Origin of the sequence: Sphingomonas sp. PP-CE-3A-406 (assembly GCF_003688625.1) — a bacterium.
Lineage (GTDB): Bacteria > Pseudomonadota > Alphaproteobacteria > Sphingomonadales > Sphingomonadaceae > Sphingomonas.
Genome location: NZ_RCWY01000001.1, coordinates 338,199 through 351,502, shown reverse-complemented (window position 1 = coordinate 351,502; position 13,304 = coordinate 338,199). Strand labels below are relative to the sequence as shown.

At 69.2% G+C, this 13,304-nt stretch carries 14 protein-coding genes and 1 riboswitch; of the genes, 12 read left to right on the top strand and 2 right to left on the bottom strand.

From position 1 onward, the window contains the following. The first annotated feature begins 4 nt into the window (after positions 1-4). Genes cobN through cobJ form a run of 5 tightly spaced genes read left to right on the top strand, consistent with a single transcriptional unit; the run spans position 5 to position 6,453 of the window. The gene (gene cobN / locus C8J44_RS01385) at positions 5-3,265 is read left to right on the top strand and encodes a cobaltochelatase subunit CobN (RefSeq protein WP_121903071.1); all 3,261 of its coding nucleotides are present in this window, start codon (positions 5-7) and stop codon (positions 3,263-3,265) included. A gap of 32 nt (positions 3,266-3,297) precedes the next feature. Beyond that, positions 3,298-4,347: a cobalamin biosynthesis protein CobG gene (locus C8J44_RS01380; protein ID WP_121903764.1), complete on the top strand. Its 1,050-nt coding sequence runs from the start codon at positions 3,298-3,300 to the stop codon at positions 4,345-4,347. Continuing rightward, positions 4,347-4,976: a precorrin-8X methylmutase gene (locus tag C8J44_RS01375; protein ID WP_121903070.1), complete on the top strand. Its 630-nt coding sequence runs from the start codon at positions 4,347-4,349 to the stop codon at positions 4,974-4,976. The genes C8J44_RS01380 and C8J44_RS01375 overlap by 1 nt, the downstream gene beginning before the upstream one ends. After that, positions 4,973-5,698: a precorrin-2 C(20)-methyltransferase gene (cobI, locus tag C8J44_RS01370; protein WP_121903069.1), complete on the top strand. Its 726-nt coding sequence runs from the start codon at positions 4,973-4,975 to the stop codon at positions 5,696-5,698. Before C8J44_RS01375 ends, cobI begins: the two co-directional genes overlap by 4 nt. Next, the gene (gene cobJ / locus C8J44_RS01365; protein ID WP_121903068.1) at positions 5,695-6,453 is read left to right on the top strand and encodes a precorrin-3B C(17)-methyltransferase; all 759 of its coding nucleotides are present in this window, start codon (positions 5,695-5,697) and stop codon (positions 6,451-6,453) included. Before cobI ends, cobJ begins: the two co-directional genes overlap by 4 nt. On the opposite strand, the gene C8J44_RS01360 is transcribed toward cobJ, so the two are convergent. Continuing rightward, positions 6,429-7,178 (bottom strand): cobalt-precorrin-6A reductase, encoded by a 750-nt coding sequence (locus tag C8J44_RS01360; RefSeq protein ID WP_121903067.1) that lies wholly within the window; start codon positions 7,176-7,178, stop codon positions 6,429-6,431. The two genes, cobJ and C8J44_RS01360, sit on opposite strands and share 25 nt — an antisense overlap. On the opposite strand from C8J44_RS01360, the gene cbiE reads away from it, so the two are divergent. From cbiE to cobF, 5 genes are read left to right on the top strand one after another with little or no spacing between them, the layout of a single operon-like run. After that, positions 7,177-8,385, top strand: a complete 1,209-nt coding sequence (gene cbiE / locus C8J44_RS01355) for a precorrin-6y C5,15-methyltransferase (decarboxylating) subunit CbiE (protein WP_121903066.1) — start codon at positions 7,177-7,179, stop codon at positions 8,383-8,385. The two genes, C8J44_RS01360 and cbiE, sit on opposite strands and share 2 nt — an antisense overlap. Continuing rightward, complete coding sequence (locus C8J44_RS01350) at positions 8,367-8,747, top strand: cobalamin biosynthesis protein (RefSeq protein WP_121903065.1); 381 nt, start codon at positions 8,367-8,369, stop codon at positions 8,745-8,747. Before cbiE ends, C8J44_RS01350 begins: the two co-directional genes overlap by 19 nt. After that, positions 8,744-9,529 carry a precorrin-4 C(11)-methyltransferase gene (gene cobM, locus C8J44_RS01345; RefSeq protein WP_121903064.1) on the top strand — a complete coding sequence of 262 codons (786 nt, stop codon included), beginning with the start codon at positions 8,744-8,746 and terminating at the stop codon, positions 9,527-9,529. Before C8J44_RS01350 ends, cobM begins: the two co-directional genes overlap by 4 nt. Next, positions 9,526-10,833 carry a cobyrinate a,c-diamide synthase gene (locus C8J44_RS01340; protein ID WP_121903063.1) on the top strand — a complete coding sequence of 436 codons (1,308 nt, stop codon included), beginning with the start codon at positions 9,526-9,528 and terminating at the stop codon, positions 10,831-10,833. The genes cobM and C8J44_RS01340 overlap by 4 nt, the downstream gene beginning before the upstream one ends. After that, positions 10,830-11,594: a precorrin-6A synthase (deacetylating) gene (gene cobF / locus C8J44_RS01335; protein WP_121903062.1), complete on the top strand. Its 765-nt coding sequence runs from the start codon at positions 10,830-10,832 to the stop codon at positions 11,592-11,594. The genes C8J44_RS01340 and cobF overlap by 4 nt, the downstream gene beginning before the upstream one ends. On the opposite strand, the gene C8J44_RS01330 is transcribed toward cobF, so the two are convergent. Next, positions 11,583-12,143 carry a histidine phosphatase family protein gene (locus C8J44_RS01330; RefSeq protein WP_121903061.1) on the bottom strand — a complete coding sequence of 187 codons (561 nt, stop codon included), beginning with the start codon at positions 12,141-12,143 and terminating at the stop codon, positions 11,583-11,585. The genes cobF and C8J44_RS01330 overlap by 12 nt on opposite strands. A 37-nt stretch (positions 12,144-12,180) precedes the next feature. After that, a riboswitch (cobalamin riboswitch) is annotated at positions 12,181-12,304 on the top strand. A gap of 29 nt (positions 12,305-12,333) precedes the next feature. On the opposite strand from C8J44_RS01330, the gene C8J44_RS01325 reads away from it, so the two are divergent. After that, positions 12,334-12,561, top strand: a complete 228-nt coding sequence (locus C8J44_RS01325; protein WP_056049342.1) for a CbtB-domain containing protein — start codon at positions 12,334-12,336, stop codon at positions 12,559-12,561. Between the two features lie 16 nt (positions 12,562-12,577). Next, the gene (locus C8J44_RS01320) at positions 12,578-13,303 is read left to right on the top strand and encodes a CbtA family protein (protein ID WP_121903060.1); all 726 of its coding nucleotides are present in this window, start codon (positions 12,578-12,580) and stop codon (positions 13,301-13,303) included. Position 13,304 lies beyond the last annotated feature (1 nt).

The following is a 13,304-nucleotide window of genomic DNA, read 5'->3' as shown; positions in this document are numbered from 1 at the left end:
CCCGATGCACGTCGTCTTTCGCGAGACCCACGGTCTGGAAGAGAGCGCTGTCCCCCAGGATCTGGGGCAGAGCGCCGCCGACCTGGTCGTGCTCTCGTTTTCCGACAGCGATCTCGCGGCGTTCAGCACGGGCTGGCGCGCGGCGATCGCGGCCGGCGACGCGATGCCGAGCGTGCGGCTCGCCAATCTGGCCGAGCTGACGCATCCGCTGTCGGTCGACACCTATGTCGAGCAGACGCTGGTCGGCGCGAAGGCGATCCTGATCCGGCTGATCGGCGGCACCGCCTATTGGTCCTACGGTCTGCAACAGGTCGAAGCACTCGCGCGGCGGCGCGGGATTGCCTTGGCGGTCCTGCCCGCGGACGGCCGGTACGACCGCCGGCTGGATGCGGCGTCCACGGTTCCTCCGGCGGTGTTGCGGCAGTTGTCGGCGCTCTGCGATATCGGCGGTGCCGACGCGTCGCGCGAGGCGCTTGCGCAGTTCGCCCTGGCCGCGGGGTTGCGGGCCGAACCGAAGACGGGTTCGCCAGCCTTGGCCGCGGTCGGCGGGTGGCTGCCGGATACCGGCGTCGCCTGTCCGGCGGCATCCGTCATGACCGCATCGCGGCCGCGCATCCTGCTGATCTTCTATCGATCGTATCTGGCGGCGGCGGATCTCGATCCGATCGCCGCGTTGCACACGGCCTTCACCGCGCGCGGGTACGATGTCCTGGGGCTGTTCGTACCGTCGTTGAAGGACGGCGACGCTAGCGGTTGGCTACACCGTTGGGTGGTCGCCCTGGCCCCCGTCGCGATCGTCAACGCGACGGCGTTCTCCGGCCGCGGCAGCGACGACACGACACCGCTCGACGGCGCGGACGTTCCCGTCTTCCAGGTCGCACTGGCGACGTCGGACCGCGCCGCCTGGGTCGATGCGCCACGCGGTCTGTCGCCCGCCGACCTCGCGATGCACGTCGTCCTGCCCGAGGTCGACGGACGAATCTTCGCAGGCGTCGCCAGCTTCAAGGAAGCGGCTTCGCCCGACCCCGATCTGCAATATGCCCGCCGCGAACACCGCGCCGATGGAGAGCGTATCGAAGCGATCGCCGCGCGCATCGATGGCTGGAGCGCACTGGCCGCCAAGCCTCCGACCGAGCGAAACCTCGCGATCATCCTGTCGACCTACCCCGGCAAGGCACACCAGATGGCGCATGCCGTGGGTCTGGACGCGATCGCCTCGGTCGAGGCGATGCTGGAGGACCTGAAGACCGCGGGGTACGCGATCGACTCTCCGCACGACATCACGACCGCGCTCGGATCGCACCCCATCGCGTGGCCAGTTGCGGCCTATCGCGCGGCGCTGACCACCCTGCCCGCCTCGCTGCGAACCGAGCTGTTCACCGCCTGGGGGGAGCCGGAAGACGATCCCGCCGTCCAGGCCGGTGCGTTCCGGTTCGCGGCGCTGTCGGCTGGCACCACGCTGGTGGCGCTCCAGCCCGAACGGGGGCGATCCGCGGTCCGAACCGAAGAATATCACGACCTCTCGCGCTGTCCACGCCACGGCTATGTCGCCTTCTATCTCTGGTTGCGGTCGCGCGGGACCGATGCCCTGGTCCATGTCGGTGCGCACGGCACGCTCGAATGGCTGCCCGGCAAGGCCGTCGCGCTGTCGGATGCCTGCTGGCCCGAGGCGCTGACCGGTGCGATGCCGGTGGTCTATCCGTTCATCGTCAACGATCCAGGCGAGGCGGCACAGGCGAAGCGACGGATCGGCGCCGTCACGCTCGGCCACGTCCCGCCGCCGATGATCGGCACGAAAACCGGCACCGGGATGGACCGGCTCGAGGCGTTGCTCGACGAATTTTCCACCGCGGACGGGCTCGATCCGGCACGACGGAAACGGTTGCAGGCGGACATTCGCGACGAGGCGAACGCGCTCGGGCTCGAGGACACGCTGGCACTCGACCAGGCGGCATCCGCCGCGGACGTCGTGACGCGGATCGATACGTTCGTCTGCGACGTCAAGGACAGCCGGTTCGGCGACGGACTGCACGTGTTCGGACGCGGCACTCATGGCCACGCGGAGCGTGACGGGCTGCTCGCGGCGCTTGCCGGGCGCCGCGTCCCGTCCGGGCCTGCGGGGTCGCCGTGGCGGGGGCGATCCGACGTGCTGCCAACCGGGCGCAACCTTTATGCGATCGATCCGCGCGCGGTACCGTCGCGGTCCGCGCATGCGCAGGGCGTGCTGCTCGCCGAGGAACTGATCCGCCGGCATCTCCAGGACCAGGGGGAATATCCGAAGGGACTTGTCGTCGATCTGTGGGGATCCGCGACGATGCGCACCGCGGGCGAGGAGTTCGCGATGGCGCTGCATCTGTTGGGCGCCGAACCGGTCTGGGACATGGCGTCGCAGCGCGTCACCGGCGTCGAGATCCTGCCGCTGATGCGGCTCGACCGGCCGAGGATCGACGTGACGTTGCGCGTGTCGGGGCTCTTCCGCGACGCGTTCTCCACGCTCTGCACGATGTTCGGCCAAGCCGTCCGCGCACTGGCCGCCCGCGACGAACCCGCGGATCTGAACCCGTTCGTCGCGGCACCGGCGAGCCCGAGGGTCTATGGCCCCGCCCCCGGACGCTACGGGATCGGCATGGACGATGCCGGCGAAACCTACACGCCCGAGGCGCGTCTTGCCGCCGGCGAAGCGTGGCTGGCGGCGTCGGCCTACGCACTCGACGACGGCGAGCGGGCCGACCCCGCCGGGATCCGCGACCGCGTCGCTGCCGCCGACAGCTTCGTCCATATCCAGGACCTGCCCGAAACCGACCTGCTGCTCGCCGCCGACTATGCCGCGCACGAAGCCGGGTTCGCGGCGGCGAAGACACTCTCGGGCGGTGACGCTGCGCTCTACCATCTCGACGCCACCGATCCCGCCCGTCCGCGCGCACGATCACTACGCGAGGAGATCGCGCGCGTGGTTCGCGCCCGCGCCGCGCACCCGGACTGGGTCGCCGGGATGATGCGACACGGTTTCCGCGGTGCGGCGGAGATTGCCGCGACGCTCGATCACCTCGGTGCCTTTGCGCATCTCGCGGATGCCGTCTCGCCGCAGTCGATCGATCTGTATTACGATGCGACGCTGGCACGCGACGATGTGCGCGCGTTCATGGCGAACGCCAATCCGCAGGCGCTTGCGGCCCTGGAGGCGCGGTTTGCCGCGCTCCACGCCTCGGGCCTGTGGACGACGCGCCGCAACTCGATCCTCGCGCAACTGGACATCGACGCGTGATCCGCGGCTGGTGCCCGACCGCGTGGCGTCCGATGGCCGCGGGTGACGGACTGCTCGTCCGCGTCCGCCCGAAACTTGGCCGGCTGACCCGCGAGCAGGTGACCGGGCTGTGCGAGGCCGCCATCGCTCATGGCAACGGCCAGATCGACGCGACCAATCGCGCCAACCTCCAGATCCGCGGTGTCGACGCCTGGGAACCACTGATCGAAAAGCTGTGCGATCTGGGCCTCGTCGACCGCGATCCGGTCGCCGAGGCCCGGCGCGCGATCCTCGTCGCGCCCGACTGGCGCACCGGCGACGACACGCACCGGATCGCGACCGAACTGATGCAGCGGCTGTCCGAACTGCCCGATCTGCCCGGCAAGGTCGGCTTCGCGATCGACGCCGGCGATACGCCCGTGCTGCACGCCGCCCCCGCCGACTTCCGGATCGAGCGCGGTGCCGATGGTGACCTGATCCTGCGCGCGGAAGGTCGCGAAACAGGCGCGCGGATCGCAGGCGGCGAGGTCGACGCGCTGATCGGGCTGGCGCACTGGTTCGTAGACACCGGCGGCGCCGATGTCGGGCGGATGGCGCGCCACGATGCCGTCTTGCCGATGATCGCAACCATTCGGCCACGGGCGCCGATCACAGAGACCGCCTATCAGGCCGGAACCGCGCACGGCCTGCCGTTCGGTAGGATCGACGCAGCGGCGCTCGCGGCGTTCATGCGGACGAGCGGCGCAACCGCGATCCGCGTAACGCCTTGGCGGACCCTTATCGTCGAAGGCGGAGCACCAGGCGTCATGCTCGGCCGCGAAGACTCTGCGACGGTCCGCGTCGATGCGTGCGTCGGCGCCCCGGCCTGTCCGCAGGCGAGCGTCGCAACCCGCGACCTCGCGATCCGCCTCGCGCCGCATGTCGTCGGTCGCCTCCACGTCTCGGGCTGCGCCAAGGGATGCGCGCGATCCGCCCCCGCCGATGTCGTCCTCACCGGTAATGCCGGTCGGTTCGACCTCGGCTTCGTCGCGCGCGCCGGCGACCTGCCTGCGCTCGCAGGGCTCGATGCCCCCGCCGTCCTTGCCCATTTCGGAGCCGCCTGATGCCGCATATCTACGAGACCGACGGCGCGGCGATCTATCGTCAATCGTTCGCGACGATCCGCGCCGAAGCCGATCTGGCGCGGTTTTCCGCGGAGGAGGAACCGGTCGCCGTCCGGATGATCCACGCCTGCGGACTGGTCGGACTGGCCCAGCACATCCGGTTCTCGCGCACGTTCGCGGCCGACGCGCGTGCCGCGTTGCGCGCCGGTGCCCCGATCCTGTGCGACGCGCGGATGGTCACCGAGGGCATTACGCGCGCCCGGCTCCCCGCGGCGAACCCGGTGCTCTGCACGCTCAACGCCGCCGAAACGCCCGACCTTGCGCGTGCCATGGGCAACACGCGGTCTGCAGCGGCGCTGGAGCTGTGGCGACCGCATCTGGCCGGCGCGCTGGTGGCGATCGGCAACGCGCCGACCGCGTTGTTCCACCTGCTCAACATGCTCGAAGACCCGGACTGCCCGCGTCCCGCCGCGATCATCGGCTGCCCGGTCGGCTTCGTCGGCGCGGTCGAATCGAAGGCCGCGCTCTGGGGCGTACAACCCGTGCCCTGCGTCGTCGTCGACGGCCGGATGGGCGGCAGCGCGATCACGGTCGCGGCGATCAACGCGCTCGCAAGCTACGCCGAATGACGATCGGGACGATCCACGGCGTCGGTCTGGGCCCCGGCGCGCAGGACCTGATGAGCGTCCGCGCCGATCGCCTGGTGCGCGGTGCACGGCATATCGCGTTCTTCCGCAAGGCGGGCAAACCCGGCCAGGCGCGCCGCATCGTCGACGGCATGCTGCGCGCCGATGCGATCGAATACGCGATGGAATACCCGGTCACGACCGAGATCCCGATCTCCGACCCTCGCTACAACGACTGGCTTTCGACATTCTACGCTGAATGCACGCGACATCTCGCGGCGCTCGCGCACGCTGGCGAAGACGTCGTCGTGCTGTGCGAAGGCGATCCCTTTTTCTACGGATCGTTCATGCACCTGCATTCGCGCCTCTCGGATATCGCGCCGGTCTGCGTGGTGCCGGGGATCACCGGCATGTCGGGCGCGTGGACCGCGAGCGGCACGCCGATCACCTGGGGCGAGGACGTCCTGACGGTGCTGACCGCGACTTTGCCGGAGGACGAATTGGCGCGCCGCATTCGCGACACCGATGCGCTGGTCGTGATGAAGATCGGCCGACATCTCGCCAAGCTGCGCCGGGCGCTCATCGCAGCGGGCCGTGAGGAGTCCGCGTGGCTGGTGGAATACGCCGCGATGCCCGACCAGCGCGTCACGCGACTGGCCGATGCGACCGACATCGCGCCATATTTCGCGATCGTGCTGATCCACGGCCAGGGACGCAGGCCGTGACGCCACCCGCAGGATGGCTCGCGATCGCCGGGCTAGGGCCGGGTGACGCCGCGCTGGTCACGCCGGAAGTGACCCAGGCGCTTGCCGAAGCGACCGACGTCATCGGCTACATTCCCTATGTCGCACGCATCGCCCCCCGCTCGGGGCTGACGCTGCACGCATCGGACAACCGCGTCGAACTCGATCGCGCCGCGCACGCGCTGGCGTTGGCGACCGCGGGGCACAAGGTGGTCGTGGTTTCCTCAGGCGATCCGGGCGTGTTCGCGATGGCGGCGGCGGTGTTCGAAGCGGTCGAGAACGGACCGGCGGACTGGCGCGCGCTCGATATCCGCGTGCTGCCGGGAATCACCGCGATGCTCGCGGCCAGCGCACGCGTCGGTGCGCCGCTCGGCCATGATTTCTGCGCGATCAACCTGTCCGACAATCTCAAGCCGCAGGCGCTGATCGAGCGTCGCATCCGTCTGGCCGCGGACGCAGATTTCGCGATCGCGTTCTACAACCCCCGCTCGAAGGCAAGACCCGACGGGTTCGGCACCGCCTTGGCGATCCTGCGCGAGACCTGCGCCGACGCGCGCCCGGTCCTGTTCGCCCGCGCCGTGTCGACGCCCGACGAAGACCTGCGGATCGTCCCGCTGCCCGATGCGCGGCCTGAAATGGCGGACATGCGGACGGTCGTTATTATCGGGTCGAGCACGACGCGGATGATCGCGCGCGCTGGTACGCCGTTTCTCTACACGCCGAGGTCGGCGTCGTGACCCAGCCAGCGAAGCACGCCGGCGACATCGTAGACTTCCTTACGCGCAGGGAGGATGGGACGATCGATCATGATAACCGGCAGTTCCAACGTCCGTGCCGCGACCAGCTTGGCCATCGCGCCCGAACCACCGGCATTCTTGCACACCACGAGATCGATCGCGTGCTCGCGCAGCAGCGTCAGGTCGCGCTCGACGGTAAACGGTCCGCGATCGATCACGAGATGATGATCGGGCAATCCGATCGCACTATCGGCGCGGTCGACGAAGCGCAGGAGATAGCGGTGCTGCGGCTGCGCGGCGAACGCCTCGACGTGCAGGCGGCCGAGCGCCAGCATGACGCGTCGCGACGGCCCTGCCAGCGCGGCGACGGCCGCGTCGATATCGCCGACGCGGTGCCAGTCATCGCCGTTCTCGGGCGTCCAGGCCGGTCGCGTAAGCGCAATATGCAGGACACCCGCCAAGGCTGCCGCCGAGAAAGCATGCCGGCTCATCTGCGCCGCGAAAGGATGCGTCGAGTCGACCAGATGCGTGATGCCCGTTTCACGAAGATAGGTCGCAAGGCCGTCGACACCACCGAACCCGCCGATCCGCACGGGCACCGGCTGTGGCTTCGGGTGCGCGACGCGACCGGCATAGCTCAGCACCACGGGCATACCGCGATCCGCCAGCACGGCCGCGAGCGCGCTGGCTTCGGTGGTGCCGCCGAGAATGAGGATGGACGGCATGGTTGAGGCTCGCACTGTTCCGTGGCTGACGATCGTCGGGATCAACGAGGATGGACCGGCAGGACTGTCGCCGGCAAGTCGCACCGCGATCGAACGCGCCGATCTGGTGACCGGTGCGACGCGGCATCTCGCGCTGCTACCCGATCTTCGCTGCGATGTCGCACCCTGGCCGATCCCGTTCGACGACGGCATCGCGCGGTTGCTCGAACAGCGCGGGCGGCGCGTCGTCCTGCTCGTCTCGGGCGATCCGTTCTGGTTCGGCGCAGGGACGACGATCACGCGCTATCTCGATCGCGACGAATGGGTGGTGCATCCGGCGGTCTCCACATTCGCGCTTGCCGCCGCGCGGCTGGGTTGGCCGATCGACGATACCGCCTGCCTGGGACTCCATGCCGCACCGTTGACGCGGCTGCGTCCGATCCTCGCGCCGGGGCGACAGGCTATCGTCCTGGTGCGCGATGGCGCCGCGGTAAGTCAGCTCGCACGCTATCTCGACGAGCTGGGTTTCGGCGTCAGCGTGCTGTGGATCCTCGAAGCGCTCGGCGGCCCGTCCGAGCGCATTCGCCGCAGCACCGCCGCCACGCTCGACTTCGCCGATATCGCGCATCCCGTGGCCGTCGGTGTGACGGTGGCCGGCGACGGCGCGGTGTTGCCCAGTGCCACCGGCCGGCCGGATCACTGGTTCGACCATGATGGACAGATCACGAAACGGGCGGTGCGGGCGCTGACGCTCTCTGCCCTCGCACCGAAGCCGGGCGAGACATTGTGGGACATCGGCGCCGGGTCGGGTTCGATCGGCATCGAGTGGCTCCTGTCGCATGCGTCGACGAGCGCGGTCGCGTTCGAGGCCGATCCGGTGCGCGCCGATCGGGTCCGCGCCAACGCGGCAAAATTGGGGGTCGACCGGCTGCGGGTGATCAACGGCCGTGCGCCCGAAATCCTCGACGGGCTCCCCTCGCCCGATGTCGTGTTCGTTGGCGGCGGATTGTCGAACGCCTTGCTCGAGCGGTTATGCGCGACGCTCGATGCCGGCACGCGTCTGGTCGCAAACGCCGTGACGCTGGAATCCGAAATCCTGCTGACCCAATGGCACGCAAAGAAAGGCGGCACGCTCCAGCGGATCGAGCTTTCGGACGCCGCCCCGCTCGGCACGCGACGCGGGTGGCGCGCGCACTACCCCGTCGTGCAATGGAGCGTCGCGCTGTGATCGTCGCCGGTTTCGGCTTCCGTGCCGCCGCCGATGTAGCGGCGTGCAAGGCCGCGCTCGCGCTCGCGCAGAGGGGCCATCCTGCGGTGAAGGCGCTCGCCGCGCCCCACGACAAGACAGCACTGCTCGCCCCGCTAGCCACTGCGCTCGACCTCCCGCTGATCGCCGTGACGCCGGAAATGCTGCGCAGCATAACCACGCCCACGCGCTCCCGGTTCAGCCTCGAAGCACGCGGCACGGGCAGTGTCGCGGAAGCCGCAGCGCTGGCCGCGTCAGGTCCCGACGCACGGCTCCTGACTTGCCGCCACGTCTCTCCCAACCGGATGGCGACCTGTGCCATCGCCCAAGGATCCGTCGCATGACCGTTCATTTCATCGGTGCCGGCCCCGGTGCGCCTGATCTGCTGACGTTGCGCGGACGCGATCTGATCGCGGCGTCGCCGGTGTGCCTCTACGCCGGATCGCTGGTGCCCGCGGCGCTGCTGGAGCATTGCCCGCCCGGTGCGCGGATCGTCAACACCGCGCCGCTGTCGCTCGATCAGATCGTCGCGGAGATCGCCGAGGCGCATGCCGAGGGCCACGACATCGCTCGGCTGCATTCGGGCGACCTGTCGATCTGGTCGGCGATGGGCGAGCAACTCCGTCGGCTGCGCGCGCTGGACATCCCGTTCACCGTGACGCCCGGCGTGCCGGCGTTCGCCGCGGCGGCGGCGGCGCTCGAAGCCGAACTGACGCTTCCCGGTCTGACGCAGTCGGTCGTGCTGACGCGCACGCCCGGACGCGCGAGCGCGATGCCGCCCGCCGAGGACCTCGCCGCGTTCGCCGCCACCGGATCGACGCTGGCGATCCATCTGTCGATCCATAACCTTGCGCAGGTGGTGGCCGCGGTAGCGCCGGCGTACGGGAGCGACTGTCCGGCGGCGATCGTCTGGCGGGCAAGCTGGCCGGAGCAACGCATCGTCCGGGCGACGCTGGCGACGATCGTCGAGGCCGCGGCCGATGGCCCCGACCGGACGGCGTTGATCCTCGTCGGGCGCGTCCTCGCCGCGGCGGATTTCGACGAAAGCAGCCTGTATGCGCCCGGGTATGACCGGCGCTTCCGACCGCAGGATTCGACATCGCGGTTTGCGGAGGACTCGGCATGATCCCCGGCTTGATGATCGCCGCGCCAGCCTCGGGAACCGGCAAGACCACGGTCATGCTCGGCCTGCTCCGCGCGTTGCGCGACGACGGGTTGGCCGTGCAGCCGTTCAAGAGCGGCCCCGACTATATCGATCCCGCATTCCACCGCGCGGCCAGCGGGCGGGCCTCGTTCAACCTCGACAGCTGGGCGATGAGCGGCACGATGCTCGATGGCCTTGCCGCGCAAGCGAGCGACGCAGATTTCGTGCTGGCGGAAGGGTCGATGGGGTTGTTCGACGGCGTCGCGAAACCCGGCGCCACCGGCAATGGCGCCAGCGCGGACATCGCGCGGCGGATGGGCTGGCCGGTGGTACTGGTCGTTGACGTCTCGGGTCAGGCGCAGTCGGCCGCGGCGACGGCGCTCGGCTTTGCGCGCTACGATCCCGACCTCCCGATCGCCGGCGTGATCCTGAACCGGGTCGCAAGCCCGCGTCACGAACGGCTGGCGCGCAGTGGCATGGCGGCAGTCGGAATCCACGTGTTCGGCGCGCTGCCACGGCGCGGCGACCTGAAGCTGCCCGAGCGGCATCTGGGGCTCGTACAGGCATCGGAGCACGCCGACCTCGAGACCCGGATCGCCGACTATGCCGCATTTTTGCGCGAGCATGTCGATCTCGCCACGATCCGCGCTGCAGCATCGGCTGCGCCGCGCGCCGAATCCGAACCGCATAGCTTCAGGCCGCCGGCCCAGCGGATCGCGCTGGCACAGGATGCCGCGTTCTCGTTCGCGTATCCGCATATGCTGGCCGGATGGCGGAGCGCCGGCGCTGAGATCCTGCCTTTCTCGCCGCTCGCCGACGAAGCCCCCGCGCCGCACGCAGATCTCGTCTGGTTGCCCGGCGGCTATCCCGAATTGCACGCCGGTCGCCTGTCGGCGGCGCGCACTTTCCACGCGGCGCTGGCCGAGCACGCGAGCACGCGGCCTGTGCACGGCGAGTGCGGCGGCTACATGGCGCTTGGCGAGGCGCTGATCGATGCCGACGGCACGCGCCACCGCATGGCGGGACTGCTCGGCCTGGTCACGAGTTACGAGAAACGTCGCATGCATCTCGGCTATCGCCGGGCGACGCTGCTCGCACCGATGGCCGGGGTCATGGTGGGGAGTGATCTGCGCGGTCACGAATTCCATTATTCGACGATCCTCGACCAACCGGATCAGCCACTCGCCGAAGTGACGGATGCCGAGGGCACGCTGGTGGCCGAAAGCGGATCGTATCGCGACCGCGTATCGGGCACCTTCTTCCACCTGATCGCGCACGGCCGATGAGCGCGATCGACCTGCATCTGATCGGGATCGGGACGGGCAATCCCGATCACCTCACGCGTGCGGCGGAGGCTGCTATGAACGCCGCCGACGTCATCCTCCTGCCGCGCAAGGGCGATGCGAAGTCCGACCTGATCGATCTTCGCCGGACGATCTGCGCCACGGTGCTGACCGGCAGCACGCGGGTCGTGGAGTTCGACCTGCCCGTGCGAGGGACCGCGGGAGCCTATCTCGCCGAGGTCGACGACTGGCACGATGCGATCGCCGAATGCTGGGCGGATGCAGTCGCGCGACACCTGCCAGAGGGCGGACGGCTGGCGTTGCTCGTCTGGGGCGACCCGTCGCTGTACGACAGCAGCCTGAGGATCGCCGAGCGCTTGCACCACGCCGGTGTTTCGCTGCGGGTCCATGTCGTTCCCGGCATCACCAGCCTGCAGGCGTTGACCGCTGCGCACGCGATACCACTCAACAGCCTCGGCGCGCCGGTGCTCGTCACCACCGGACGACGGCTGCGCGACGAGGGCTGGCCGGCCAGAATCGATACGCTGGCGGTCATGCTCGACGGCGGCTGTGCGTTCGAGACGATCGCGGCGCAGGACATCGACATATGGTGGGGCGCCTATCTCGGCATGCCGCACGAAGCGCTGGTCGCAGGGCCGCTGGCCGAGGTCGGGCTGACAATCGTTTCAAAACGCGCCGCGCTGCGTGCCGAACATGGCTGGATCATGGACACCTACCTGCTCCGCCGCCGGTCAGCCGCGTAGCTCCTGAAGACGCCAGACGCGATTGAACGACAGGATCGTTTGCGACAGCGGCGGGATATCGATCCGCAGCGTCGTCGCGACCGGTATCGCCAGCGCGGTGGCAATCGTCGCGCGGATCACGCTCGCGTGCGTGATCGCCACGATCGGCTGGTCGATCCGCTCCAAGCTGTGAAGCCAGGGTTCGACGCGTTGCGCGACGGCGGCGAGCGTTTCGCCGTTCGGCGCACCATCTTCGGGCGCCATAAGCCAAGCCGCCAGAGCCTCCGGCGCGCGCATATGGACCGCCTCGAACGACAGCCCGGTCCAGGCACCGTGGTCGGTGTCGCGCAACACCTCGCTCGGCGTAGCGGCCAGTCCCAAGGCGATCGCAGTCTCGCGCGCCGCGGTCGCGGGACTGGTCCAGACGCTGGCCGGCTTCGGGCCGTCCAGCTTTGCCGCCCCCGCTTTGGCCCTTCCCCCCTCGTCGAGCGGTTCCGCCGGATCGGGGAAACCACCCGCGCGCATCGAGGGCGTGCCGCCAGCGCAGATCAGGACGAGACGCGTCGCCATCCAAAACTCCAAATCGGTTGACGCCCCTGCCCCGTCGCTCCACAGCAGAGCGATCGGAGCCGGGCGGGAAGCCGGTGCGATACCGGCGCGGTCGCGCCACTGTGATCGACGGTTTCCATCCTGTCGAGAGCCAGACCCCGCCCGACGCCTCAACGTTCGCCGGGCGCGAGATCCCGGTAGGAGACTGATCATGGCCGCACGCGCGCTTTCCCCGCAGGACCCGTACATCGCGATCGGGACGACCCCCGGCATTCCGCTCGACGAGATCGCGCCGTGGGCGGTGCTCGGCGCCGTCATCGCGCTGATCATGCTGTATTTCGTCAGCACCGAACAGGGCGCGTTTGCGCTGTTCCAGGGCATGTACGTGCATGAATACGTCCATGACGGGCGCCATCTGCTGGGCTTCCCCTGCCACTGAGCCGGGGGCCCAGACCATGATGAAACACATGCTGTGGCGCGGGATGCTGTCGGGCATTCTCGGCGCCCTGATCGCCGCGACCTTTGCGCTCGTGTTCGCCGAGCCCAAGATCGACGCCGCGATCGCCTTCGAAGCGGCCCATGCCGCGCACGCCATGCCCGGCATGGACGAAGAGCTCGTCAGCCGAACGATCCAGAAGACCGCCGGGCTCTACACCGCGATGTTGATGTACGGGACCGCGCTCGGCGGCCTGTTCGCGATCGTCTTCGCGGTCCTCTACGGTCGCGTCGTGCAGATCGGGCCACGCAGCCTGTCGCTGCTGCTCGCGCTCGCGACGGTCGTCGTGATCGTCATCGTACCGGCGCTCAAATATCCGCCGACGCCCCCCGCGGTGGGTCTTCACGAGACGGTCAGACTGAGAACCGTCGCCTATTTCGGGATGATCGGCTTTTCGGTGCTGGCCGCAGTCGCGGGCGTCTGGATTCGGCGGCGCCTGAGCGGACGATCCTCCGCGATCGATGCGATCCTGGCCGGTGTGGTCGGCTATGTCGCGCTGGTCGCAGCGCTGCAATTGCTCCTGCCGACGATCGACGAGGTCCCCGCAACGTTCCCCGCAACTCTGCTGTGGCAATTCCGGATCGCCTCGATCGCCACGCAGACGGTGTTGTTCGTCGTCATCGGGATCGCCTTCGGCTGGCAGATCGACCGTACTTTACGGGAACGGCACGCGGTCGAGCGGTAAT